Source organism: Streptomyces sp. B93, from assembly GCF_018070565.1.
Classification (GTDB): domain Bacteria; phylum Actinomycetota; class Actinomycetes; order Streptomycetales; family Streptomycetaceae; genus Streptomyces.
This window is the reverse complement of the sequence record NZ_JAGPXL010000022.1, coordinates 46,747-72,352: the sequence shown is the minus strand read 5'-3', so window position 1 is coordinate 72,352 and position 25,606 is coordinate 46,747. Positions and strand designations below refer to the sequence as shown.

General features: G+C 70.2%; 20 protein-coding genes. 15 read left to right on the top strand and 5 right to left on the bottom strand.

Annotated elements, in window-relative coordinates; all coding sequences use genetic code 11:
• The first annotated feature begins 42 nt into the window (after positions 1–42).
• The 5 genes from KBY47_RS21630 to KBY47_RS21610 all read left to right on the top strand — a co-directional run bounded on the left by KBY47_RS21630 (position 43) and on the right by KBY47_RS21610 (position 5,382).
• Entirely contained in the window at positions 43–795 is a 753-nt protein-coding gene (locus tag KBY47_RS21630; protein WP_210923156.1) for a GntR family transcriptional regulator, read from the top strand.
• 382 nt (positions 796–1,177) lie between these two features.
• Positions 1,178–1,369 (top strand): SPOR domain-containing protein, encoded by a 192-nt coding sequence (locus KBY47_RS21625; RefSeq protein WP_210923154.1) that lies wholly within the window; start codon positions 1,178–1,180, stop codon positions 1,367–1,369.
• Positions 1,370–1,405: 36 nt separating this feature from the next.
• On the top strand, positions 1,406–1,876 hold the full coding sequence (locus KBY47_RS21620; protein ID WP_210923152.1) for a (deoxy)nucleoside triphosphate pyrophosphohydrolase: 471 nt from the start codon (positions 1,406–1,408) through the stop codon (positions 1,874–1,876).
• An 83-nt stretch (positions 1,877–1,959) separates the two neighbouring features.
• Complete coding sequence (locus KBY47_RS21615) at positions 1,960–2,382, top strand: ATP-binding protein (protein WP_210923149.1); 423 nt, start codon at positions 1,960–1,962, stop codon at positions 2,380–2,382.
• 225 nt (positions 2,383–2,607) lie between these two features.
• Complete coding sequence (locus tag KBY47_RS21610) at positions 2,608–5,382, top strand: SpoIIE family protein phosphatase (RefSeq protein WP_210923147.1); 2,775 nt, start codon at positions 2,608–2,610, stop codon at positions 5,380–5,382.
• Between the two features lie 52 nt (positions 5,383–5,434).
• Here KBY47_RS21610 and KBY47_RS21605 read toward each other — a convergent pair whose 3' ends face one another.
• The 5 genes from KBY47_RS21605 to KBY47_RS21585 form a co-directional block, all read right to left on the bottom strand.
• A complete protein-coding gene (locus tag KBY47_RS21605) occupies positions 5,435–6,934 on the bottom strand; it encodes a hypothetical protein (protein WP_308405225.1) in 1,500 nt (499 codons plus the stop codon).
• A gap of 63 nt (positions 6,935–6,997) precedes the next feature.
• Entirely contained in the window at positions 6,998–7,771 is a 774-nt protein-coding gene (locus KBY47_RS21600; RefSeq protein WP_210923145.1) for a succinate dehydrogenase/fumarate reductase iron-sulfur subunit, read from the bottom strand.
• Positions 7,768–9,669: a fumarate reductase/succinate dehydrogenase flavoprotein subunit gene (locus tag KBY47_RS21595; protein WP_210923143.1), complete on the bottom strand. Its 1,902-nt coding sequence runs from the start codon at positions 9,667–9,669 to the stop codon at positions 7,768–7,770. Before KBY47_RS21595 ends, KBY47_RS21600 begins: the two co-directional genes overlap by 4 nt.
• A gap of 18 nt (positions 9,670–9,687) precedes the next feature.
• Positions 9,688–10,524, bottom strand: coding sequence for a hypothetical protein (locus tag KBY47_RS21590; RefSeq protein ID WP_210923141.1), 837 nt, complete (start codon positions 10,522–10,524; stop codon positions 9,688–9,690).
• A 77-nt stretch (positions 10,525–10,601) separates the two neighbouring features.
• On the bottom strand, positions 10,602–10,892 hold the full coding sequence (locus KBY47_RS21585; protein ID WP_210923139.1) for a hypothetical protein: 291 nt from the start codon (positions 10,890–10,892) through the stop codon (positions 10,602–10,604).
• Between the two features lie 276 nt (positions 10,893–11,168).
• On the opposite strand from KBY47_RS21585, the gene KBY47_RS21580 reads away from it, so the two are divergent.
• The 10 genes from KBY47_RS21580 to KBY47_RS21535 all read left to right on the top strand — a co-directional run bounded on the left by KBY47_RS21580 (position 11,169) and on the right by KBY47_RS21535 (position 25,600).
• On the top strand, positions 11,169–13,145 hold the full coding sequence (locus KBY47_RS21580; RefSeq protein WP_210923137.1) for an ABC transporter family substrate-binding protein: 1,977 nt from the start codon (positions 11,169–11,171) through the stop codon (positions 13,143–13,145).
• 194 nt (positions 13,146–13,339) lie between these two features.
• The gene (typA, locus tag KBY47_RS21575; RefSeq protein WP_210923135.1) at positions 13,340–15,256 is read left to right on the top strand and encodes a translational GTPase TypA; all 1,917 of its coding nucleotides are present in this window, start codon (positions 13,340–13,342) and stop codon (positions 15,254–15,256) included.
• 386 nt (positions 15,257–15,642) lie between these two features.
• Entirely contained in the window at positions 15,643–16,689 is a 1,047-nt protein-coding gene (locus KBY47_RS21570) for an ABC transporter permease (RefSeq protein ID WP_210923121.1), read from the top strand.
• A gap of 102 nt (positions 16,690–16,791) precedes the next feature.
• Positions 16,792–18,585 carry an ABC transporter substrate-binding protein gene (locus KBY47_RS21565; protein WP_210923119.1) on the top strand — a complete coding sequence of 598 codons (1,794 nt, stop codon included), beginning with the start codon at positions 16,792–16,794 and terminating at the stop codon, positions 18,583–18,585.
• A 97-nt stretch (positions 18,586–18,682) separates the two neighbouring features.
• Positions 18,683–19,660 carry an ABC transporter permease gene (locus KBY47_RS21560; RefSeq protein ID WP_210923117.1) on the top strand — a complete coding sequence of 326 codons (978 nt, stop codon included), beginning with the start codon at positions 18,683–18,685 and terminating at the stop codon, positions 19,658–19,660.
• Between the two features lie 15 nt (positions 19,661–19,675).
• On the top strand, positions 19,676–20,737 hold the full coding sequence (locus tag KBY47_RS21555) for an ABC transporter ATP-binding protein (RefSeq protein ID WP_210923115.1): 1,062 nt from the start codon (positions 19,676–19,678) through the stop codon (positions 20,735–20,737).
• A gap of 14 nt (positions 20,738–20,751) precedes the next feature.
• A complete protein-coding gene (locus tag KBY47_RS21550; RefSeq protein ID WP_210923113.1) occupies positions 20,752–21,879 on the top strand; it encodes an ABC transporter ATP-binding protein in 1,128 nt (375 codons plus the stop codon).
• 180 nt (positions 21,880–22,059) lie between these two features.
• Entirely contained in the window at positions 22,060–23,694 is a 1,635-nt protein-coding gene (locus tag KBY47_RS21545; RefSeq protein ID WP_210923109.1) for an ABC transporter substrate-binding protein, read from the top strand.
• 9 nt (positions 23,695–23,703) lie between these two features.
• Positions 23,704–24,627, top strand: a complete 924-nt coding sequence (locus KBY47_RS21540; RefSeq protein WP_210923108.1) for an ABC transporter permease — start codon at positions 23,704–23,706, stop codon at positions 24,625–24,627.
• Positions 24,620–25,600 (top strand): ABC transporter permease, encoded by a 981-nt coding sequence (locus KBY47_RS21535; protein ID WP_210923105.1) that lies wholly within the window; start codon positions 24,620–24,622, stop codon positions 25,598–25,600. The genes KBY47_RS21540 and KBY47_RS21535 overlap by 8 nt, the downstream gene beginning before the upstream one ends.
• Positions 25,601–25,606 lie beyond the last annotated feature (6 nt).

The window sequence follows — 25,606 nt, the reverse complement described above, 5'->3', positions numbered from 1 at the left end:
TGCCACGCTGTGGCTGTCTGTACAACCTGATGGGAGCGGCCAGTGACATTCGGTGAGCAGCCGGCGTACCTGCGTGTCGCGGGTGATCTCCGCAGGAAGATCGTCGACGGTCTGCTGCCACCGCACACCCGCCTCCCCTCCCAGGCCCGGATCCGCGAGGAGTACGGCGTCTCGGACACCGTGGCCCTGGAGGCGCGCAAGGTGCTGATGGCCGAGGGGCTGGTCGAGGGCCGCTCCGGCTCCGGGACCTACGTCCGCGAGCGGCCCGTGCCCCGGCAGATCTCCCGCTCCGGATACCGCCCGTCCGGCGGCGCCACCCCGTACCGCCAGGAGCAGGCGGACGCCGCGTCCCGGGGCACCTGGGAGTCCAGCAGCGAGCAGACCGAGGCCAGCGGCGCCATCGCCGAGCGGCTCGGCATCCGCACCGGCGAGCGCGTGATGTGCACGCGGTACGTCTTCCGGGAGGGCGGTGAGGCGATGATGCTCTCCACCTCCTGGGAGCCGCTCGCCCTCACCGGCCGCACCCCCGTGATGCTCCCCGAGGAGGGCCCGCTCGGCGGCATGGGCGTGGTCGAGCGCATGGCCGCCATCGATGTCGTCGTGGACAACGTCACCGAGGAGGTGGGTGCCCGCCCCGGCCTCGCCGAGGAACTGCACGCCCTCGGCGGTGTCCCCGGCCATGTCGTCCTGGTCGTGCAGCGCACCTTCTACGCGTCCGGCCGCCCCGTGGAGACGGCGGACGTGGTCATTCCGGCGGACCGCTACCGGGTCGCGTACCACCTGCCCGTGAAGTAGCCCGCCGCCGCGGCCCGTACGGCGTACGGCGCAGTGATGTAGCGCACAGAGCGGCGCATGGGGCGTGCACGCCCGGGCGGCAGTTGCCCCCGGCACCGGCCCGTCCCGAGACGGCGTGCGCGGCGCTGGAATCCGGTCGTTCTCGCAGGTCGCCCGGGACGCGCCGGAAACGGCACGGCATGCCGCTGACCGGATGCGCCGGGCCGGGCGGGCGGCGCGTTCGGCGCTGTGCGCCCCCTGGGGCGTGGCCGGTTGCGTACCTCTTTGTGAAAAGCCGTATTCGCTCCGTGAAGGTAAGGCGTACGCTCGGGCATATGCGGATTGCGGTTTCCTTAGAGGGTGGGGCCCGGCACCGGCCGCGGACGGGAAGTGGAGGGGCGCGATGAACGACAGCACGGTCACTCTCCCCTGGCTCGTCATACGGCAGGACGACAACGGCAATCGCTACCGCGTCGGCAGGTACGCCACCCGTGCCGAGGCGCAGAAGATCGCCGACAGCCTCGACAGCCGCGGACCCAAGCAGCTCTACTGGGTCGAACGCATCGGCCAGGGAGCCCCCGCCGACCAGGACTGAGCAGGAGGCGGCGCACCCTCCCGTAGGCTCCGGCGCATGAGTGAACGGATCGTGGTCGTGGGAGCCGCCCTCCTCGACGCCGACGGCGGCCGGCTGCTCGCCGCGCGCCGCAGTGCGCCCCCCGAGCTGGCCGGGCGCTGGGAACTGCCCGGCGGCAAGGTCGAACCCGGCGAGACCCCCGAGGCCGCCCTGGTCCGTGAACTCCGTGAGGAACTCGGCGTCGACGCCGAGCCCGGCGAGCCGGTCCCGGGAGAGTGGCCGCTGAGACCGCCGTACGTCCTGCGGGTCTGGACCGCCCGGCTGAGCCCCGGCAGCGACGCGCCCCGGCCGCTCCAGGACCATGACGCACTGCGCTGGCTCTCCCCCGCCGAGATCTGGGACGTCGACTGGCTCGACCAGGACGTCCCCGCGGTCCGCGCGACCCTGGCCCGCACCGGCCTGACGCCGCACCCATCCGAGCGGCAGCCGGGCTCTCCCGGCGCGATGGCGAGCCCTCCGGAGCGATAGCGCGCCCCGGATATCGGGTATGGGCCCATTAACCCCATGAAACCGGACATGGGGGTGGGGGCGGGCTCATCCGCTGGGAAGTGATGGGCGTGATGGACACCACCGGTGGCCACGCCGAATGGACGTTCCCCGCGGACCCCGGAGCGGTGCGCGCCGCCCGCGGCCTGGTCCGCCGCCAACTGCGCGGCTGGGGCCTGGACCATGTCGGCGACCTCGCCGCCCTGCTGGTGAGCGAACTGGTCACCAACGCGCTGCGGCACGCCACCGGCCCCATCGGGGTACGCCTGGTGCGCCCCGGACCGAGCGACGGGACGCTGCTCGTGGAGGTCTCCGACCCAGTTCCCGACCCGCCCCGAGAACGCGCCGCCCGGCCCGAGGACGAGAGCGGACGCGGGCTGCAACTGCTGGCATCCACCACGCGTCGTTGGGGCACCCGGCCCGGGGAGACCGGCAAGACGGTCTGGTTCGAACTGGCGGTGCCCAAGGAGCCCGAGATGCCCCGGTGAACGGGCCCGGCCGGATCTTGCGGGTACGCGTTGTCGACGGGCGTGATTCGAGGGCGTGTCCGCTGGTTAGAAGACTGGGAGTGTTGTCACCGCCCGGTCCGAAAGCCACCAGGACCGTGCTGTGATCGTGAACACCGTGTCGTGCGGCGCCGTAGTGCTGGATACTGCGGGCAGCCGCCTCCGGTGACCGGTGCCGGATGCGGTGAGCTGGAGGGGACGGTTCGCGTGAGCGAGATACCAGCGAAGGCCACGGAGTCCGAGGACCCGTCGGACGGCGCGAGGGACGACGGGGCCGCGGAGGCTGCCGCAGCCGGGTCCGCCGGTGCTCCGGCCGACCCCGACGCCGGCCCCGGTGTCCCCGGCCCCGACGCGTCGAGGACCCGGGTTGTCCGGACCGCCGACGTCTCCGACGCCGTGCGGTCGTTGGCCGCGGGGGTGCCGGAGGGCGCGCCGCCCGGTGACGCGATGTGGCAGAGCAGCCCGCCCGGCTCCATCTACGACTACATCAAGGTGGCCTCCTTCTCCATCGGCCCCGACGGGCTGATCGAGCAGTGGAGCGCCCGCGCCGAGCAGCTCTTCGGCATCCCCGCCGACCGTGCCGTCGGCCTTGACCCCATCGAGGCGTTCATCGACCCCGACCGCCGTGCCGAGGGGCAGCGGAAGATGGCCGAGATCCTCGACGGGCGGGAGTGGACCGGAGTCGTCCCCGTCCGGCTGCCGGACCCCGTGGACGGCGGGCGCGGCGCCGACGGGCTCGCCGAGGTCTATGTGATGCCGACCCGGGCGGAGGGCGGGGAGAAGGCCGCCGTCTGCATCGTCGTCGATGTCCGGGTGCTGCGCAGCATCGAGACCGACCTCGCCGCCTCGCAGGCGATTTTCGGCCAATCCCCCTTCGGTTTCCTGCTGATCGACGCCGAGTTGCGGGTGCGCCGCGCCAACGAGCGGTTCGCGTCCATCTTCGGCGGCACCCCCGACGACCACCGCGGCAAGGGCGTCCACGACTATCTGCCGCGCGGCGAGGCCGAGCGGGTTTCGGCCACCCTGCGCCGGGTGCTGGAGACCGGCGAGTCCATCACCGACATGCACATCACGGGCTTCGTGCCCGGCTCCGAGGACCGCCGCCACTGGTCGGTCAACCTCTACCGCGTGCACAGCGGCAGCGGACGCCCCATCGGCATCGCCTGGCTGGGCACCGACATCACCGCCCGCCGCGCCGCCGCCCGCGAGGCAGCCGCCGCCCGGCGCAACCTCGCCCTCCTCAACGAGGCCGGCGCCCGCATCGGCAACTCCCTCGACCTGGAGACCACCGCCCGCGAACTCCTCGACGTGGTCGTCCCCGGCTTCTGCGACCTCGCCACCGTCGACCTCTACCAGGGCCTGCTGGTCGGCGACGAGACCCCGCCGGGCCTCCCCGACGGCAGCGCCGAATTGCGCCGGGTCGCCTTCGCCAGCGCCGTCTCCGACGCCCCCTTCTCCGGCACCGGCCAGCCCGTCTCCGTCGGCGCCGTCCACCACTACCCCTTCAACTCGCCCTGCGCGGACGCCCTGCGCACCGCACGGCCACGCAGGGTCGCCGCCGAGGAGGGCGGCCTGGTCCAGTCCACCCTCGCGGTGCCGATGGTCGCCCACGACACCGTCGTAGGACTCGCGCAGTTCGCCCGTACGAAGGGCAGCGAGCCGTTCGGGGACCGGGACCGCGACCTCGCCGTGGAGCTGGCGGCGCGGGCGGCGGTCTGCATCGACAACGCCCGCCTCTACCGGCGCGAGCACGAACGCGCCCTGATACTGCAACGGTCCCTGCTCCCGCCCGGCGACCCGGTCGCCTCCGGACTGGACATCGCCTGCCGCTACCTGCCCGGCAACGTCGCCACCGGACGGCCGAGCGAGGTCGGCGGCGACTGGTTCGACGTCATCGAACTGCCGGGCCACCGCACCGCGCTGGTCGTCGGGGACGTGATGGGACGCGGTCTGCGCGCCGCCGTCGCCATGGGCGAACTCCGCACGGCGGTACGGACCCTGGCCCAGCTCGACCTGGAACCGGCCGAGGTGCTCTCCCAGTTGGACGAGATCGCCCGGGGCCTGGGCACCCCCGGCGGCCCCGCGCAGGCCTTCGGGCCCGCGGGGGGCATCCAGCAGGCCACCCGCGCCGCCCGCCGCCCCCGCGAGGCCGACCTGTCCGAGGTCTACCTCGCGACCTGCGTCTACGCCGTCTACGACTCCGTCACCCGGCGCTGCACCTTCGCCAACGCCGGTCATCTGCCGCCCGTCCTGGTCGAGCCCGGCGAGGCGGCGCTGATGCTCGACGTACCGCCGGGCATGCCGCTCGGCGTCGGCGGGGAGCCGTTCGAGGAGGTGGAGGTCGAACTGCCCGAGGGCGCCCTGCTCGCCCTCTACACCGACGGTCTGGTCGAGAGCCGCGACCACCCCCTCGACGAGGGCTTGCAGGCGTTCGTCGGCGCGCTCACCGACCCCGCGCGCCCCCTGGAGGACGTCTGCGACCACGTCCTCAACACCCTCGACACCCACCACGGCGAGGACGACATCGCCCTGCTGATGGCCCGGGTGCAGGGACTGCCCGCCGAGTCCGTCGGCGACTGGACCCTGCCGCGTGAGCCGCGCAGTGTGGGCCGGGCCCGCGAGTACGCCCGCGGCCAGCTGCTCAGCTGGGACCTCGAACCCCTGGTCGACACCACGGAACTGCTGGTCAGTGAGCTGGTGACCAACGCCCTCCGGTACGGCGAGGGCGAGATAAGGCTCCGGCTGCTGCTGGACCGCACCCTGGTCTGCGAGGTCTGGGACGCCGGACTCGTCCAGCCGCGCCGCCGCCGCGCCCGCGACACCGACGAGGGCGGCCGGGGTCTGCAACTGGTCGGCCTGCTCTCCGCAGCCTGGGGCTCCCGGCGCACCCCGCGCGGCAAGACGGTGTGGTTCGAACTGCCGCTGCCGGACGGCGAGAACACCCTCGCCGACCCCGCGGAGGCCTTGCTGAGCCTGTTCTGAACAGGCCGTACTGATCCTGTCGTGGGTCTGGCCGTTCTGATCCGGTCATGGGTCAGGCCGGGGCGCGGCGGTCGCGGGTGCGCGGCCCGCCGAACCCCGTGACCGGCCCGGCGGCCTCCGCGTACGGGCTGCCCTGCACGCGTACGTCCTGTTCGGCGAGGTGCCGGGCCTGCCGGGCCAGTTCGTCGGCGGCCCGGGGGTCGCGCTCCGGGCCGGGCGCCAGCAGCCGGACGGCCTCGGCCAGCCGGGTGCGCGCCTCGGCGCCCACCCCGCCCAGGTGCGTCGCCACGAAGTCGTCGGCGGCGGCGGTGGTGTGCCGCGCCACCAGCACGGCGGCCGCCTCCACCACCCCGGCCCGCCCGTCCGCCAGCGGCAGCACGGCCCGCGCGATCCGCCGCAGCAGGTCGAGCGGATCGTACGGCCGCCTGGCCGTCAACTCCTCGCGTACGGTGCCCAGAACCGTGTCCGCGTGCCGGATCCGGGCCCGCAGCTCACCCACGGGCACCTCCGCGACGCCCGCCGCCACCCGCTCCCGCGCGCCCGCGACCTCCGCCTCCGCCCCGGTCAGCGCGGCCGGAACCAGCCGGTCGGCGGCGGCCAGCTCCTCGCCGAGCCGCTCCACAGCGGCGACCAGGACGGCGGCCTGCGCGATCGCGCCCTCGGCGGCGCGCAGCTGCCCGGCGGCACGCTCCGGTTCGCCCAGGTCGACGCTCTGCCGGGCCTCGTTGAGCCGCATCGTCGCGAACACCAGCCGGTCCTTGGCCTGTTCGGGACACCCGGTGACGGAGGCGGACGCGAGGGGCGCGTACCGCTCCCGCAGGTCGCCGAGCACCGCCTCAAGGCCCGTGGTCCGCCCGGCCAGCTCCCGGAAGCGCCCTTCCGCCACCTCCAGCGCCTCACTCGTCCCCCGGTCCGCCTCCCGCAGCCGCTCCAGCCCCGGCGCCTCCGCGTCCAGCCGCCGCCCCGCCTCCGCGCACCGCCCGACGATCCCGGCCAGCGCCTGCCGCCGCGCGGCCTGGTCCTCCGGTACGCCGCCGTCGTAGCGCTGCCGGATCGCGAACGCGGCCCGCAGCTCGGTGCCGGCGGCCCCCACGGCCCGCTCGTACGGTGCGAGGCCGGACGCGTCGAAGCGGGCCCGCGCGAAGCCGAGTTCCACGCGGCTGGCGCGCAGACAGTCGTCCGCCTCGACCAGCGCCGCGCACGCCTGGGTGTCGGGTTCGGTGAGCGGCGCGCCGACCGAGCCGACGGCCCCCGTCCCGCCGGGCGTGGTCCGGGTGGCGGCACGCCGGTTCCGCCGTACGTACCCGTAGGCCGCCAGCGCGATCACCGCCACCGCCGCGACCAGCGGCAGCACCAGGTCAGCGGTCCACGTCCCGCCCTCGTCCTGCGCGGCGGCCCCCGCGGCCGGCTCCCCGGCACGCGGTGCCACCCTCGGCAGCACCAGACAGAGCCACAGCACCGCGATGCCGCCCCCGAGCACCCCCTGAGCGATGCGCGCGGCTATCTGGCCCTTCCCCCGCCGCGTCGGGCCCCGGATCAAGGATGGCGTCACATCTGGGAGCGTATGACCAGCAAACGCGGGCCGCGACCGGGACGGTGACCGACGGTGCGGTACTCAGTCGGCGCGGCGGCGCCTGATCTTCGAACCCAGCCAGACCAGGGGGTCGTACTTGCGGTCCACGGCCCGTTCCTTCAGCGGGATCAGGGCGTTGTCGGTGATCTTGATGCCTTCGGGGCAGACCTCCGTGCAGCACTTGGTGATGTTGCAGTAGCCCAGGCCGTGCTCGTCCTGCGCGGTGGTCTTGCGGTCCAGGCCGGACTCCTCGGCGGCGTCCAGCGGGTGCATGTCGAGTTCGGCGACGCGCATCAGGAAGCGGGGGCCTGCGAAGGCCTTCTTGTTCTCCTCGTGGTCCCGGACCACATGGCAGGTGTCCTGGCACAGGAAGCACTCGATGCACTTGCGGAACTCCTGCGAGCGGTCCACGTCCTCCTGCATCATGCGGTACTCGCCGGGACCGAGGTCCGCGGGCGGCACGAAGGAGGGGACCTCGCGCGCCTTGGCGTAGTTGAAGCCGACGTCCGTCACCAGGTCACGGATGACCGGGAAGGCGCGCAGCGGGGTCACGGTGATCGTCTCGTCGCGGCCGAACACCGACATCCGGGTCATGCACATCAGCCGGGGCCGCCCGTTGATCTCCGCCGAGCACGAACCGCACTTGCCCGCCTTACAGTTCCAGCGCACCGCCAGATCGGGCGCCGCGGTGGCCTGGATGCGGTGGATGATGTCGAGGACGACCTCGCCGTCGTTCACCTCCACCTTGAAGTCCTCCAGGCCGCCGCCCTCCGTGTCACCCCGCCACACCTTGAAGTGGGCGTCGTAGCCGCTCATTCGTACAGCTCCTCTTCGGCGAGGTACTTGACCAGCTCCTCCTTGTCGAACAGGGCGAGCAGGTCGGGGCGGATGGGTTCGGTGGTCTCGCGGGTGAGGGCGATGGCGGCACCGCCGGTGCCGTCGGTCAGCGTGCACAGCAGGTTCAGGCGCCGCCAGGCGCGGTCCATGGCCGGGTGGTCCTCGCGGGTGTGGCCGCCGCGCGACTCGGTGCGCTCCAGCGCGGCCCGCGCCACGCACTCGCTGACCAGCAGCATGTTCCGCAGGTCGAGGGCGAGGTGCCAGCCCGGGTTGAACTGGCGGTGGCCCTCCACCCCGGCCCGGCGGGCGCGTTCGCGCAGCTCCGCCAGTTTCCGCAGGGCCTGCTCCATCTCCGCCTCCCGGCGGATGATGCCCACCAGGTCGTTCATGGCCTGCTGGAGTTCCTGGTGGAGGGCGTACGGGTTCTCCGTGGGCCGCTCGTCGGTCGTGGCCTGTGCGGAGAAGGGGCGCAGCGCCTCCGCCGCCGCCGCGTCGATCTGCGCCTCGTCGACGGGGACGCGGTCGGCGGCCGTCGCGTACTGCGCGGCGTGCCAGCCCGCCCGCCGTCCGAAGACCAGCAGGTCGGAGAGGGAGTTCCCGCCGAGCCGGTTGGAGCCGTGCATGCCGCCCGCGACCTCTCCGGCCGCGAACAGCCCCGGCACCCCGCGCGCGGCTGCGGTGTCGGAGTCGACGGCGATGCCGCCCATGACGTAGTGGCAGGTGGGCCCGACCTCCATCGCCTCCGCGGTGATGTCGACGTCCGCCAGCTCCTTGAACTGGTGGTACATCGACGGCAGCCGCCGTTTGATCACCTCGGCGGGCATCCGCGTGGACACGTCCAGGAAGACGCCGCCGTGCGGGGAGCCCCGGCCCTCCTTGACCTCCGTGTTGATGGCCCGGGCCACCTCGTCGCGGGGCAGCAGCTCGGGCGGGCGGCGGTTGTTGTCGGGGTCGTCGTACCAGCGGTCGGCCTCGTCCTCCGTCTCGGCGTACTTCTCCTTGAAGACGTCCGGGATGTAGTCGAACATGAACCGCTTGCCGTCGCTGTTGCGCAGCACCCCGCCGTCGCCGCGCACGGACTCGGTGACCAGGATGCCCTTCACCGACGGCGGCCAGACCATGCCGGTCGGGTGGAACTGCACGAACTCCATGTTCAGCAGGGGCGCGCCCGCGAGCAGCGCCAGCGCGTGGCCGTCGCCGGTGTACTCCCACGAGTTCGACGTGACCTTGAAGGACTTGCCGATGCCCCCGGTGGCGATCACCACGGAGGGCGCCTGAAGGACGAGGAAACGGCCGCTCTCCCGCTCGTAGGCGAAGACCCCGGAGACCTTCTCGCCGTCCTTGAGGACCTGGGTGACCGTGCACTCCTGGAAGACCTTCAGCCGGGACTCGTAGTCACCGGTCTCCCTGTGGTCCTCCTGCTGGAGGGAGACGATCTTCTGTTGCAGCGTGCGGATCAGTTCGAGGCCCGTGCGGTCGCCGACATGGGCGAGGCGCGGGTACTCGTGGCCGCCGAAGTTGCGCTGCGAGATCCGGCCGTCCTTCGTACGGTCGAACAGGGCGCCCCAGGTCTCCAGCTCCCACACCCGGTCAGGGGCCTCCCGCGCGTGCAGCTCGGCCATCCGCCACTGGTTGAGGAACTTGCCGCCGCGCAGGGTGTCCCGGAAGTGGACCTGCCAGTTGTCGTGCTCGTTGGCGTTGGCCATGGCCGCGGCGATGCCGCCCTCCGCCATCACCGTGTGCGCCTTGCCGAACAGGGACTTGCAGATCACCGCCGTACGGGCGCCCCGCTCGCGCGCCTCGATCGCCGCGCGCAGCCCGGCGCCGCCCGCGCCCACCACGACGACGTCCCATTCCTGTCGGTCCACCACGGTCATCAGAGAAGGCCCCACTCACTAGAAGAAGCGCGGATCGTCGAAGGCACCGGACGCGACCAGGTACACGTAGAAGTCGGCGAGCGCCACGCTCACCAGGGACGCCCAGGCCAGAGCCATGTGGCGGGCGTTGAGCCTCCCCACCCAGCGCCACATGCGGTAGCGCACGGGGTGCTTGGAGAAGTGCTTCAGCTGGCCGCCGACGATATGGCGGCAGGAGTGGCAGGAGATGGTGTACGCCCAGATGAGGACGATGTTGAGGAGGAAGACGAGGGTGCCGAGGCCCATGTGGCCCCACTCGTAGTCCTCGTCGCGGAACGCGAGCACCGTGTCGTAGGTGAGGATGCCCGCGACCAGGATCGCCGCGTAGAAGAAGTACCGGTGGACGTTCTGGAGGATCAGCGGGAAGCGGGTCTCACCGGTGTACTTGCGGTGCGGCTCGGCGACCGCGCAGGCCGGCGGAGACGCCCAGAAGCCGCGGTAGTACGCCTTGCGGTAGTAGTAGCAGGTCAGCCGGAAGCCGAGCGGGAAGATCAGGATCAGGATGGCGGGGGACAGGCCCCACCAGCTGCCGAAGATCTCCCAGTTCGGGCCCGCCTTCATCGGCTCGCAGTTCTCCGCCAGACAGGGGGAGTAGAAGGGCGAGACGTACGGCGCCGCGTAGTAGTCGGCGTTGGCGAAGGCCCGCCACGTGGAGTACACGATGAAGGCGAGCAGCCCGAGGGCCGTGGTGGCCGGGGCCAGCCACCAGCGGTCGGTCCGCAGATGGGGGGCGGTGATGGCGGCGCGGGTGGCGGACCGGACACCGGCGCCGGGCGGATGGGGTTCTGTTGTCGGGGGTTCCGTACCAGTGGCCAAGTCTTGACTCCGGTCGGGTCGGCTCTACGGCTGGACAGCGCACGGCGCTACGGCGCTACGGCGTACGGCGCCGGGGGTCAGGGCGCGTGGCGGTTGCGGGCGCCCAGGCCCTCGTCGTCGGTGTCCGTCCACAGGGCGCTGTCGTAGGGGGCGTCGGAGATGGTGACCAGCTCCGGGCGCCGGGCCGTGCCCGGGGCGGCGGCCGACTCGCGGAGCAGCGCCACACTCTCGCGCAGGTGGTCGCAGTCGGCGCGGACCCGGCGGATGTCCACTCCGCCGCTGCCCATCTGCTGTTCCAGCCGGCTCACGTACCTGGTCAGGTCGTCGAGGCAGCGCTGGACCGATGTCAGTTCATCGTGCACGGACATGACGTGACCTCACTTCCGTCGGCCGTGCGGCCGTGGGCGGCTACGTTCAGACGACGTTCATGCGCCTGCGAGTGTTGCGCGTCACACCGGTCGGTGGGAAGGGACGTGCACCGATTGGCCGATGCGCGTGGGTGCACTGCCGGTGCGGTTGCGCCGCACGGGTGGGCTTCGCGGCGGTTGCCGTTGCGGTACCGGCGAATCCCATTAATACGGGCTGATCCTGTCAATTAACGCCAAAATGATCGTAACGCCTGCGGCCTCCGGAGGTAAGCAGAGATGTCCCAGTACGGCGTCGGCCTGCGCACGGTGATGCGCTCGGCCGTCTTCCTCACCGCGGGCGCGCTCACCGTGCCCGCCCTCGCCGGGTGCGGCTCGCCCGACCCGGCCGGAAAGCCGCTGGCCGGGCCGGACATCGCGCCCGCGGCGCGGGACCGGATCGCCGACGGCGGCACGCTGCGGTGGGCCGTGGACGCCGTGCCGGAGACGCTGAACACCTTCCAGGCCGACGCCGACGGGGCCACGGCGCGGGTCGCGCAGGCGGTGCTGCCGTCGATGTACCGGATGGACGCGGCGGGGCGCGCGGAGATCAACGCGGACTATCTGGAATCGGCCAGGGTCGTCGAGACCGAGCCCAAGCAGGTCGTCCTGTACAAGCTCAACCAGCAGGCCGTCTGGAGCAACGGGCGGGAGATCGGGGCGGCGGACTTCGCCGCGCAGTGGCGGGCGCTCTCCGGGAAGGACAGCGCGTACTGGACGGCGCGCAACGCCGGGTACGAGCGGATCGAGCGGATCGAACGGGGCGACAACGACCTGGAGGTCAGGGTCACCTTCCGGCGCACCTACGCCGACTGGAAGTCGCTGTTCTCGCCGCTGTACCCGAAGGAGGTCATGGGGTCGCCGGACGCCTTCAACGAGGGGGCGCGGCGCAAGCTGAAACTGACGGCCGGGCCGTTCACGCTGAAGAAGGTCGACCGGGAGGACGACGAGGTCGTCCTCACCCGCAGTCCGCGCTGGTGGGGGCGGCCCGCGAAGCTCGACGGGATCGTGCTGAGCGCGGTGCCGCGGGAGAAGCGGGCCGCCGCGCTGGCCAAGGGCGAGATCGACGTCGCCGACGTCGACGCGGCGACGGTACGGCGGGTGGAGCGGGCCCGGGGCGTCGAGGTGCGCAAGTCCCTGGAGCCCGCGTACACCCAGCTCGCGCTGAACGGCGCCGGGGGGCCGCTGGCGGACGAGCGGGTACGGCGGGCGGTGGCGCGGGCGCTGGACCGCGGGGAACTGGCGCGGACGGTGCTGAAGCCGCTGGGACTGCCGACGAAGCCCGTCGGCAGCCATGTCGCCCTCGCCGGACAGGCGGCGTACGCGGACGGCAGCGGGGCGCTGGGGGACCAGGACATGAAGGAGGCGCGGGCGCTGCTGGCGGACGCCGGGTGGGAGCCGGGGGAGGGGAAGAAGGCGGCGGGCGCGGAGAAGGAGGCTGCCGAGGGGGAGAAGAAGCCGGACAAGGCCAAGCCGGAGAAGTCCGCCGCTGAGGACGACGACGGGACGTACATCGTCGGTGAGGACAACAAGGGGGAGGGCGGGGGCGACGAGGGCCAGGAACTCGCCCAGGACGGCAAGCAGCACCTGAAGGGGAGCGCGCCGGGGGCGTACGCGCCCAAGGGGACCGCGGCGCCGTCCAGTGCCGCGGGGGCGGGGCCGCTGGCGAAGGACGGCAAGGCGTTGTCGCTGCGGTTCGTGCTGCCGTCGGGGCCGGGGTCGGAGACGCTGGCGACGGTGGCGGAGCGGATCCGGCGGATGCTGGACCGGGTGGGCATCCGCACCGAGGTGTCGAAGGTCAAGGAGGAGGGCTACTTCAAGGACCACATCGCGTCCGGTGAGTACGACCTCGCCCTGTACTCGTGGCCCACGTCGGCGTTCCCGGCGACGGACGCGCGGCCGATCTACGCCAAGCCGGTGCCCGCGGCGGACGGCTCGCTGAGCGTCGAGCAGAACTACACACGGGTGGGGACCGACCAGGTCGACCAGCTCTTCGACCAGGCCGTCGGCACGCTGGACGAGAGCGAGGCGCGCGCCCTGATGCGCAAGGCGGACGCCCGCATCTGGGCGGCGGCGGGCTCCATCCCGCTGTACCAGCGCCCCCAGCTGACCGCGACGAAGAAGAACCTCGCCAACGCGGGCGCCTTCGGCTTCGCCACCCCGGTCTACGAGGACATGGGCTATCTGAAGCCCACACCCCGCCCCTCGTCCACGTAGCCGCGGGCAGTCGTGCCGCAGGGTGCCCCACCAGCACCGGACCTCCGGCCCACCCCCCCGAACCCCCTCCACGCAGCCCCCTACCCAAAGGCCCCGTACCATGGGATAAGGCCGAGGCGTGTCAAGCCCGGCAGGGCGCGCGTAACGCAGACCTACGCGCAGCCGTCCTCACCATCCCGGGAGTACGCCGCAATATGGCTGTGACTGCAACGCGTCACGACATCCGCAACGTCGCCATCGTCGCCCACGTCGACCACGGCAAGACCACGATCGTCGACGCCATGCTCAAGCAGGCCGGTGCCTTCGCCGCGCACCAGCTGGAACAGGTCGACGACCGGGTCATGGACTCGAACGACCTGGAACGTGAGAAGGGCATCACGATCCTCGCCAAGAACACGGCGGTGAAGTACCACCCGAAGGCCGGTGGCGACCCGATCACGATCAACATCATCGACACCCCCGGCCACGCCGACTTCGGCGGCGAGGTCGAGCGCGGCCTGTCGATGGTGGACGGCGTCGTGCTGCTCGTCGACGCGTCCGAGGGCCCGCTGCCGCAGACCCGCTTCGTGCTGCGCAAGGCGCTCCAGGCGCGGCTGCCGGTGATCCTGTGCATCAACAAGACGGACCGGCCGGACGCCCGTATCGACGAGGTCGTGAACGAGGCGTACGACCTGTTCCTCGACCTGGACGCGGACGAGGACCAGATCGAGTTCCCGATCGTCTACGCCTGCGGCCGTGACGGCATCGCCTCGCTGACCAAGCCGCAGGACGGCACCGTCCCGGCGGACAGCGACAGCCTGGAGCCGTTCTTCTCGACGATCCTGGAGCACATCCCGGCCCCGGTCTACGAGGAGGGCGCCCCGCTCCAGGCGCACGTCACCAACCTGGACGCGGACAACTTCCTCGGCCGTATCGCGCTGCTGCGGGTGCAGCAGGGCGAGCTGAAGAAGGGGCAGACCGTCGCGTGGATGAAGCGTGACGGGTCCGTCAGCAACGTGCGGATCAGCGAGCTGATGATGACCGAGGCGCTGACCCGCAAGCCCGCCGAGAAGGCCGGTCCCGGTGACATCTGCGCCGTCGCCGGTATCCCGGAGATCATGATCGGTGAGACGCTGGCCGACCCGGAGAACCCGCTCGCGCTGCCGCTGATCACGGTCGACGAGCCCGCGATCTCCATGGTGATCGGCACCAACACCTCGCCGCTGGTCGGGCGGGGCGGCTCGGGCAAGGGCGCCGACAACAAGGCCGCCGTGAAGGACCGCAAGGTCACCGCGCGCCAGGTGAAGGACCGCCTGGACCGCGAGCTGATCGGCAACGTCTCGCTGCGCGTGCTGGACACCGAGCGCCCGGACGCCTGGGAGGTGCAGGGGCGCGGTGAGCTGGCCCTGGCCATCCTCGTCGAGACGATGCGGCGCGAGGGGTACGAGCTGACCGTCGGCAAGCCGAAGGTCGTCACCAAGGACATCGACGGCAAGGTCCACGAGCCGGTCGAGCGGATGACGATCGACGTGCCCGAGGAGCACATGGGTGCCGTCACCCAGCTCATGGGCGTCCGCAAGGGCCGGATGGACAACATGTCCAACCACGGCTCCGGCTGGGTGCGCATGGAGTTCGTCGTGCCCTCGCGCGGACTGATCGGTTTTCGGACGGAGTTCCTGACGCAGACGCGCGGCACCGGTATCGGGCACTCGATCCACGAGGGCTTCGAGCCCTGGTTCGGTCCGCTCCAGACCCGGAACAACGGTTCGCTGGTCGCCGACCGCTCGGGTGCCGTCACGGCGTTCGCGATGACGAACCTCCAGGAGCGCGGCGTGCTGTTCGTGGAGCCCGGCACCGAGGTGTACGAGGGCATGATCGTCGGTGAGAACTCCCGCTCCGACGACATGGACGTGAACATCACCAAGGAGAAGAAGCTCACGAACATGCGGTCCTCGACCGCCGATGTGACCGAGTCGATCGTGCCGCCGCGCAAGCTCTCCCTGGAGCAGTCCCTGGAGTTCTGCCGCGACGACGAGTGTGTCGAGGTGACCCCGGAGGCCGTTCGCATCCGCAAGGTCAACCTGGACGCCCGCGAGCGCGCCCGCGCCGCGAGCCGCGCCAAGCACGCCTGACGGGCCCGTAACGGGCTCCCGCCGCGGACCCGGCTCCCATGACGGGGAGCCGGGTCCGCGGCGTGCCTGTGAGGCGCCCGGCAAGGGCGAGTGATGGCGGTTGTTCCGCGCTGTTCGGATATCGGTATGGCTGCGCTCAAGTTTCGGACATGTAAACCATTGAATTGTCCGTTTTGGGGTTGAAAGTCGATTTTCAGTCTCGGCTGTCAAGCGCGCCCAGGTGTCAATCTTTGCAATTTTTGCTCAAAAAAAGCTCGGTAGGGAGATCCCTATGCCTTCTGCCCTTGACGCGCGTTGATGCGTTTGGCGAAAGTTCCCCCAAACCACAGAACCTGCCGGTATCTGTGCTGCGCTCAACTCTCCAACCCCCCGGGGGAAGAACACACATGACCAGTCCGACGAAGGCCGAGGGCTCCGGGTCCGCGGTCGCCTTGGACCCCGAGCTCGACGCGACCTCCGAGGTCGCCGAGAGTCCCAAGAAGCTTGAGGGTCGCTCTCCCGGGCAGTTGATGTGGCAGCGCTTCAGGCGTGACCGTACAGGGATGTTCTGCGCCGGCGTAGTGATTTTCTTCTTCGTCGTCGCGCTGGCCGCACCGCTGCTCACCGCGATCAGCGGCACCGACCCGTACACCCTCTACGGCCAGGACCCGGAGTACGCGGACAAGCCCGTCCTCGACGACTTCGGGCTCCCGCTCGGCTACTTCGGCGGCCTCTCCGCCGACCACTGGTTCGGCGTGGAGCCGCAGTACGGCCGTGACCTCTTCGCCATGCTGGTGTACGGCATGCGGACGTCGCTGTTCATGGCGCTGGGTGTGTCGGTGCTGTTGACGGTCACCGGTGTCATCATCGGTCTGGTCGGCGGTTACTTCGCCGGTCGCACGGACTACTGGCTCGGCCGGGTCACGGACTTCTTCCTGTCCTTCCCCTCGCAGCTGTTCTTCATCGCCTTCATGCCCGTGGTGACCTCGTTCTTCGTGGACCCGCGGGACGAGACGCCCACGTACTTCCGGGCGCTGGCGATCCTGATCGTGCTGTGGATCCTCGGCTGGATGGGCATGTCCCGACTCGTGCGCTCCGTCGTGCTGGCGCTGCGCGAGCGGGAGTTCATCGAGGCCGCCAAGGTCTCGGGTGCCTCGCCGGGCCGGATCATCCGCAAGGAGGTCCTGCCGAACATCGTCACGCCGGTGCTGGTGCAGTTCACGTACCAGCTGCCCAGCACGATCCTCACCATCGCCTTCCTCTCCTTCGCGGGCGTCGGCTTCGTCGAGCCCACCCCGGACTGGGGGCGTCTGTTCGCCGCCGGCGCCGACTACACCCAGCAGGACCCCGCGTTCATCTTCTTCCCGGGTGTGGCGCTGGTGATCTTCATCCTGTGCTTCAACCTCCTCGGAGACTCGGTACGGGATGCCTTCGACCCCAAGTCCGGGCGCTGAGCCGTCCATTGGTGGGGGGTGGCTGCCGCCCCCGCGTCGGCCTACCAGCCGCGTCAGGCAGTACTCATGGATAACAACCGACAGGTAGGTGCATACACCGCTATGAAGTCGTTCACCTCGCGCAGAGGGCGCGCCATACTGGTCGCCATCGCGGCTGGTTCCCTCGCGCTCACCGGTTGCTCGGAGAACACCGGCAACAACTCCGGCGGGAACAAGGGCGAGAGCCAGGACAAGGCCAAGGAGCAGTCCGAGGGCGTTGCCTACCTGGACGCCAAGGCCTCCACCGGTCCGGCCGAGGAGGTCCCCGGGGCCAAGCCCGGCGGCACCGTCACGGTCTACCAGGAGTCCGGTCTCTCCCACATGGACCCGGGCCAGATCTACGTCTCCGACGCGGGTCAGTTCTCCAACCTGGTCTTCCGCGGCCTGACCAACTTCCAGGAGGACGGCAAGGGCGGCGTCTCGGTCGTGGGTGACCTCGCGACCGACTCCGGCCAGGCGTCCGACGACAACAAGACCTGGACGTTCACGCTCAAGGACGGCCTCAAGGACGAGAACGGCAACGAGATCACCTCGGCCGACGTCCGCCACACCGTCGAGCGCCTGTACGCGGAGTTCATCTTCGACGGCCCGACCTTCCTCCAGACCTGGCTGAGCGGTGCCGACTACCGCAAGGCCCTGCCGGACGGCGGCTACGGCAAGAAGCACCTGCCGGACTCCGTCCTGGAGACCCCGGACGACAAGACGATCGTCTTCCACTTCGACACCCCGCGTCCCGACCTGCCGATGACGCTGGCCATGCCGGGCTACTCCATCGTGCCGGAGGAGACCGACACGAAGGAGAAGTACGACACCGCCCCCGTCTCCCTCGGCCCGTACAAGATCGAGGAGTTCAAGGCGGGCAAGTCCCTCAAGCTCGTCAAGAACGAGAACTGGGACGCCAACACCGACCCGGTCCGTCACCAGTACGTCGACGGCTTCGACTTCCAGTTCGGCGTCACCGAGTCGACCCAGACCAAGCGTCTGATCTCCGACCAGGGCGAGGCCAAGAACGCCATCCAGTTCACCGGCAGCGTCGACGCCACCCAGATCCAGGACGTCATCAGCGACCCGGCCGTCAACAAGCGCACCATCAAGGGCTACCAGCCCTACGTGATGCAGCTGACGTTCAACCTGGACCGCGTCAAGAACAAGACCGTCCGGGACGCCGTCACCTACGCGGTGAACTCCAAGTCGCTCATCGCCGGTGAGGGTGGCGCGTTCGGTGGCGACGTCGCCCCGAACCTGTTCGCCCCGACCCTGCCGGGCTACGACGCCAAGTACGACCCCTACGGCCGTCTGAAGACGCCCGCGGGCAACATCGAGAAGGCCAAGGAGCTGCTCGCGGACGTTCCGGCCGCCGAGAAGAAGCTGGTCTTCGCCTACGCCAACTCCGAGGCCGGCCAGAAGCGCAAGGTCGCCATCGAGGACGCGCTCGGCAAGGTCGGCATCGACGTGGTCTCCAAGGAGATCGACGCCGCGTCGTACTACGAGCAGATCGGCAAGGTCAAGAACCCGTACGACATCTACATCACCGGCTGGGGCCAGGACTGGCCCTCCCCGTCCACGGTCGTGACCCCGGTCTACGACGGTGACCAGGTCGGCGACGGCAAGTCGAACTACTCGCACATCAACGACCCGAAGGTCCAGGAGCTGATCGGCAAGGCCCTGAACCAGCAGCCGGAAGATGCCGCGAAGACGTGGGAAGAGGCCCACAAGTACATCCTGGAGGAGGTCAACCCGGCCGCCCCGCTGTGGTACACCAAGCAGTTCCAGCTGTACGGCTCGAACATCGGCGGTGCCCGCTACAGCACTGAGTCGAGCTACCTCGACGTGACCCGACTGTTCCTGAAGTCGTAACTCTCTACGGCTGTTCGCGGGGGTGCGCACCAGGCGGAGCGCACCCCCGCGGTTCCGTGAACCCGTCCACCGTCTCCGCAGAGAGCAGCCCCCCGCCATGCTTCAGTTCATCCTCCGGCGCTCGGTCGGTGCCGTCGTCACCCTGTTCCTGATCGGTGCCGCAACCTTCTTCCTCTTCGTCGCCGCGCCCTCCGACTACGCCTCCCTGGCCTGTGGCAAGGACTGCTCGCCCGCGCGACTGGAGGACATCCGGCACGCCCTCGGCCTGGATCAGCCGCTCGCCGCGCAGTTCTGGGAGTTCATGACCGGCATCGTGGCCGGGCGCGACTTCCCGCAGGGCGAATGCCCCGCGCCCTGCCTGGGCCGGTCGTTCTTCTACAACGACAACGTGACCTCGATCATCATGGACCGCTTCCCGCTGACGCTGTCCCTGACGGTCGGCGCCCTGGTCGTCTTCCTCGTCATCGGCATCGGCGCGGGCATGGTCGCCGCCTACCGGCGCGGCTCCATGATCGACAAGGCCGCCACCGGCGCGTCCATGGTGCTCAGCTCGTTCCAGATCTACTTCCTCGGCCCGATCGTGCTGCTGATCTTCGTGTACAACACCGGCTGGGTGGAGTTCCCGAAGTACGTCCCGTTCACCGAGGACCCGTTCGGCTGGCTCGCGGGGCTGTGGATCCCGATGGCCGTCATGGCGACGATCTTCACCGGTCAGTACACCCGTATGGCGCGCTCCTCGATGATCGAGCAGCTCCAGGAGGAGCACGTGCGCACCGCCCGGGCCAAGGGCATGGGCAAGAAGTACGTCTTCTTCCGCTACGCCTGGCGCGGCTCGCTCATCCCGATCGTGACCATCCTCGGCATCGACCTGAGCGCCCTGCTCGGTGGCGGTGTCGTGACCGAACTCACCTTCTCCCTCCAGGGAATCGGCCGCCTCGCCGTGGACGGAGCGGTCACGAAGGACCTGCCGCTGACGATGGGTGTCATGCTGGTCGGAGCCTTCTTCATCCTGCTCCTGAACATCCTCGTCGACATCGCGTACGCCTGGATCGATCCGCGCGTCCGGCTCTCCTAGGAAGAACGAACCACCGTGACCACACTGACCAAGACCGAGGACGTCCCGGCCCCGACCGGGTCCGAGAGTTTCCTCTCGGTCCGTGACCTGCGGGTGCAGTTCTCCACCGAGGACGGCATCGTCAAGGCGGTCGACGGGCTCTCCTTCGATGTCGAGCGGGGCAAGACCCTGGGCATCGTCGGTGAGTCGGGTTCCGGCAAGTCCGTCACCAACCTGACCATCCTGGGCCTGCACAACCCGAGGACCACCACCATCGACGGCGAGATCGTCCTGGACGGCCAGGAACTCGTCACCGCCAAGGAGAAGGAGCTGGAGAAGCTCCGCGGCAACAAGATGGCGATGATCTTCCAGGACCCGCTGACGGCGCTGTCGCCGTACTACACGGTGGGACGGCAGCTCTCCGAGCCGTACATGAAGCACACCGGCGCCTCCAAGAAGGAGGCGAAGGACCGGGCGGTCCAGATGCTGGAGAAGGTCGGCATCCCGCAGCCCAAGGTGCGCTTCGACGACTACCCGCACCAGTTCTCCGGCGGTATGCGCCAGCGCGCGATGATCGCCATGGCGCTGATGTGCGACCCCGACCTGCTGATCGCCGACGAGCCGACCACCGCGCTCGACGTGACCGTGCAGGCGCAGATCCTGGACCTGCTGAAGGACCTCCAGCAGGAGTTCGGCTCCGCGATCATCTTCATCACCCACGACCTCGGTGTCATCGGCAACATGGCCGACGACCTGCTGGTGATGTACGCGGGCCGCGCCGTCGAGCGCGGCTCGGTCAAGGAGGTGCTGCGCACGCCGACGCACCCCTACACCTGGGGTCTGCTCAGCTCCATGCCGCGCCTCGACGGCGACATCGACCAGGAGCTGACGCCGATCCCGGGCAGCCCGCCGTCGCTGCTGAACCCGCCGTCCGGCTGCCCCTTCCACCCGCGCTGCGCCTTCCGTGACCAGGTGTCCGGCGATCTGTGCACCACGTCCCGGCCGCCGCTGGCCGAGGGCCGTGCCGCCGCCTGCCACCTCACGGCGGAGCAGAAGCAGACCATCTTCATCGACGAGATCCAGCCCCGGCTGCGCTAGGGAGAACCGAGATCATGAGCGAGAACCTCACCCTCCCCGCACAGCAGGGCTCCGCCGCCACCTCCAAGGAGCCGCTCCTGGAGGTCACGGGCCTGACCAAGCACTTCCCGATCTACGGCGGCTTCCCGATCAAACGCAAGGTCGGCGCCGTCCAGGCCGTCGACGGCGTGGACCTGAGGGTCGGGGTGGGCGAGAGCCTCGGCCTGGTCGGCGAGTCCGGCTGCGGCAAGTCCACCACCGGCCGGCTGATCACCCGCCTCCTGGAGCCGACGGCGGGACGGATCACGTACGCCGGTCAGGACATCACCCGTGCCAACCGCAAGCAGCTGGCGCCGGTGCGGTCCGAGATCCAGATGATCTTCCAGGACCCGTACTCCTCGCTGAACCCGCGGCAGACCGTCGGCTCCATCATCAAGTCGCCGATGGAGGTCAACGGGATCAACCCCGAGGGCGGCCGGGAGAAGCGCGTCCGGGAGCTGCTGGAGCTGGTCGGCCTCAACCCCGAGCACTACAACCGCTTCCCGCACGAGTTCTCCGGCGGTCAGCGCCAGCGTATCGGCGTCGCCCGCGCGCTCGCCCTGAACCCGAAGCTGATCGTCGCGGACGAGCCGGTCTCGGCCCTGGACGTGTCCATCCAGGCGCAGGTGGTGAACCTGCTCCAGAAGGTCCAGGAAGAGCTGGGCATCGCGTTCGTCTTCATCGCCCACGACCTGGCGATCGTGCGGCACTTCTCGCAGCGCGTGGCGGTCATGTACCTCGGCAAGGTGGTCGAGGTCGGCGACCGGGACTCCATCTACAACCGGCCGCGTCACCCCTACACCCACGCGCTGCTGTCCGCGGTGCCCGAGGTGCAGGTGGACGACGACGCCGAGCAGCGCGAGCGCATCCGTCTCTACGGTGACGTGCCCTCGCCGATCCACCCGCCGTCCGGCTGCCGCTTCCGCACCCGCTGCTGGAAGGCGCAGGACAAGTGCGCCACGGAGGAGCCCCCGCTGGTCCAGATCTCCGGCAACCGCGACGGTCACCTGACCGCCTGCCACTTCCCGGAGGACCCGACGACCGAGGCGCACGGCGCCGACGTGGTCATGGACCCGGCGCTCCAGGCCCTGGAGGCCGAGGGCGACGCCCCCGCCAAGTCCTGACGCGGCACCGCCGCCACGTCCCGACGGAGCCCGGCCACCCGGCCGGGCTCCGTCGTGTTCCACGGCCCGTCATCCATCCGGCCGGACACTGCATGCACTGTGCCCCCCTCTGCCCTGATATTGGCCGTTAACGGTTCAGCGCCCCGGCGCTGACGTACGGCGCGAACGAGGAGGGACTCCATGCGTGGAGCCAGGCACGCCAGATGGGCCGCGTGTGCGGTGGCCGCGGGCCTTGTGGCGGCGGCCTGCGGCGGCGGGGACGGCAACGGCGGCGGGGGCGACTCGGGCGCCGTGCTCAGCTCGTCCTGGGGGGACCCGCAGAACCCGCTGGAGCCCGCCAACACCAACGAGGTGCAGGGCGGCAAGGTCCTCGACATGATCTTCCGCGGGCTGAAGAAGTACGACCCGGAGACGGGCGAGGCGAAGGACATGCTCGCCGAGAGCATCGAGACCACCGACTCGCAGAACTTCACCGTCACCGTCAAGGACGGCTGGACCTTCAGCAACGGCGAGCAGGTCACCGCCCAGTCCTTCGTCGACGCCTGGAACTACGGCGCCAGCCTGAAGAACAACCAGCGCAACGCCTACTTCTTCAGCTACATCGAGGGCTACGACGCCGTCCACCCGGAGGACGGGAGTGAGCAGACCGCCGACACCCTCTCCGGCCTGGAGGTCACCGGCGAGCGGACCTTCACGGTCAAGCTCAACCAGAAGTTCTCCACCTTCCCCGAGACCCTGGGCTACAACGCCTACGTGCCGCTGCCCAAGGCGTTCTTCGACGACCACGACGCCTGGCTGGCCAAGCCGGTCGGCAACGGCCCGTACCTGGTGGACTCCTACACCCGCGGCTCGCAGATGTCGCTGCGCAAGTGGGAGGACTACCCCGGCGACGACGAGGCGCAGAACGGCGGCGTCGACCTGAAGGTCTACACCGACAACAACACCGCCTACACCGACCTGCTCGCCGGCAACCTCGACCTCGTCGACGACGTGCCCGCCGCCCAGCTGCGGAACGTGCAGAACGACCTCGGCGACCGCTACATCAACACCCCGGCCGGGATCATCCAGACCCTCGCCTTCCCGTTCTACGACAAGAACTGGAACAAGGAGGGCTCCGACGACGTGCGCAAGGGCCTGTCCCGGGCGATCGACCGCGGCCAGATCACCGAGACGATCTTCCAGAAGACCCGCACCCCCGCCAAGGACTGGACGTCCCCGGTGCTCGGGGAGGACGGCGGCTTCGACCCGGAGCTGTGCGGGGACCTGTGCGAGTACGACCCCGACGAAGCGAAGAAGCTGATCGAGCAGGGCGGCGGGCTGCCCGGCGGACAGGTCAGGATCAGCTACAACGCCGACACCGGCTCCCACAAGGAGTGGGTCGACGCGGTCTGCAACTCCATCAACAACGCCCTCGACAACGACCGCGCCTGCGTCGGCAACCCGATCGGCACCTTCGCGGACTTCCGCAGCCAGATCACCGACCGGAACATGAGCGGGCCGTTCCGCGCGGGCTGGCAGATGGACTACCCGCTGATCCAGAACTTCCTCCAGCCGCTGTACTACACCAACGCCTCCTCCAACGACGGCAAGTGGAGCAACAAGCAGTTCGACGACCTGGTCGACCAGGCCAACGCCGAGTCCGACACCGCCAAGGCCGTCGACCTCTTCCAGCAGGCCGAGGAGGTCGTCCGGGACAACATGGCCGCCATCCCGCTGTGGTACCAGAACGGCAGCGCGGGCTACTCGGAGCGGCTGTCCAACGTCAAGCTCAACCCGTTCAGCGTCCCCGTCTACAACGAGATCCAGGTCAGCTGAGGGGGCGGCATGGGACGCTACGTCGTCCGGCGGCTGCTCCAGATGATCCCGGTCTTCATCGGGGCCACGCTGCTGATCTTCCTCATGGTGAACGTGATGGGCGACCCCATCGCGGGACTCTGCGGCGACCGCCAGTGCGATCCCGCGACGGCCGCCCGGCTGCGCCACGAGTTCGGCCTCGACGAGCCCGTGTGGCAGCAGTACCTGACCTACATGGGCAACGTCTTCACCGGCGACTTCGGCACCGCCTTCAACGGCCAGCCGGTCACCGAGCTGATGGGCACGGCGTTCCCGGTCACCATCCGGCTCACCCTCATCGCCATCCTGTTCGAGATCGTCATCGGGATCACCCTCGGGGTCGTCACGGGGCTGCGCCGCGGCCGCCCCGTCGACACCGGGGTGCTGCTGGCCACCCTGGTCGTCATCTCCGTCCCCACGTTCGTCACCGGTCTGCTGATCCAGCTGCTGCTCGGCGTGAAGTGGGGCTGGATCAGTCCCTCCGTCTCCCCGGAGGCGCCCTTCGACGAGCTGATCGTGCCCGGCCTGGTGCTGGCGTCCGTCTCACTGGCGTACGTCACCCGGCTGACCCGGACGTCCATCGCGGAGAACCGGCGCTCCGACTACGTCCGTACCGCCGTCGCCAAGGGCCTGCCGAGGCGCCGGGTCATCACCCGGCACCTGCTGCGCAACTCCCTCATCCCCGTCGTCACCTTCATCGGCGCGGACGTGGGCTTCCTGATGGGCGGCGCCATCGTCACCGAGCGGATCTTCAACATCCACGGCGTGGGCTACCAGCTCTACCAGGGCATCCTGCGCCAGAACACGCAGACCGTCGTCGGCTTCGTGACCATCCTCGTCCTGGTCTTCCTCGCGGCCAACCTCATCGTCGACCTCCTGTACGCCGTACTCGACCCGAGGATCCGCTATGCCTGAGCCGCCGCGTGAGCCCGACAACGCCATCGCCTCCACCGGTCAGGGCGGCGCCATGGACCTGGGCCTGGACGAGGCGGAGACCCTGGAGAAGACCCCGGGCGGTCCGGTCGGCACCGGGCCCCAGGAGAAGCCGCGGTCCCTGTGGTCCGACGCCTGGCACGATCTGCGCCGCAACCCGGTCTTCATCTGCTCGGGCCTGTTCATCCTCTTTCTGATCGTGATCTCCCTGTGGCCGTCGCTGATCGCCTCCGGCAACCCGCTCCAGTGCGACCTCTCCAAGGCGCAGGAAGGCTCCCAGCCCGGCCATCCGTTCGGCTTCAACGGGCAGGGCTGCGACGTCTACACCAGGACCGTCTACGGGGCCCGTATGTCCGTCGCGGTCGGGGTGCTGTCCACGCTCGGGGTGGCCCTGCTGGGCAGCGTCCTGGGCGCCCTCGCCGGGTTCTTCGGCGGCGCCTCCGACTCCGTCCTCTCCCGGATCACCGACGTCTTCTTCGCCATCCCCGTCGTCCTCGGCGGACTCGTGCTGCTGTCGGTGGTCACCAGCAACACCATCTGGCCCGTCATCGGGTTCATCGTGCTGCTCGGCTGGCCGCAGATCTCCCGCATCGCCCGCGGCTCGGTCATCACCGCCAAGCAGAACGACTACGTCCAGGCCGCCCGCGCCCTCGGCGCCTCCAACTCCCGGCTGCTGCTGCGGCACATCGCGCCCAACGCCGTCGCCCCGGTGATCGTGGTCGCCACCATCGCGCTCGGCACCTACATCGCGCTGGAGGCCACGCTGTCCTTCCTCGGGGTCGGGCTCAGGCCGCCGAGCGTGTCCTGGGGCATCGACATCTCCGCCGCCTCCCCCTACATCCGCAACGCCCCGCACGCCCTGCTGTGGCCCTCCGGAGCGCTGGCGATCACCGTGCTCGCGTTCATCATGCTCGGCGACGCGGTGCGCGACGCCCTCGACCCCAAGCTGAGGTGAGCCGCC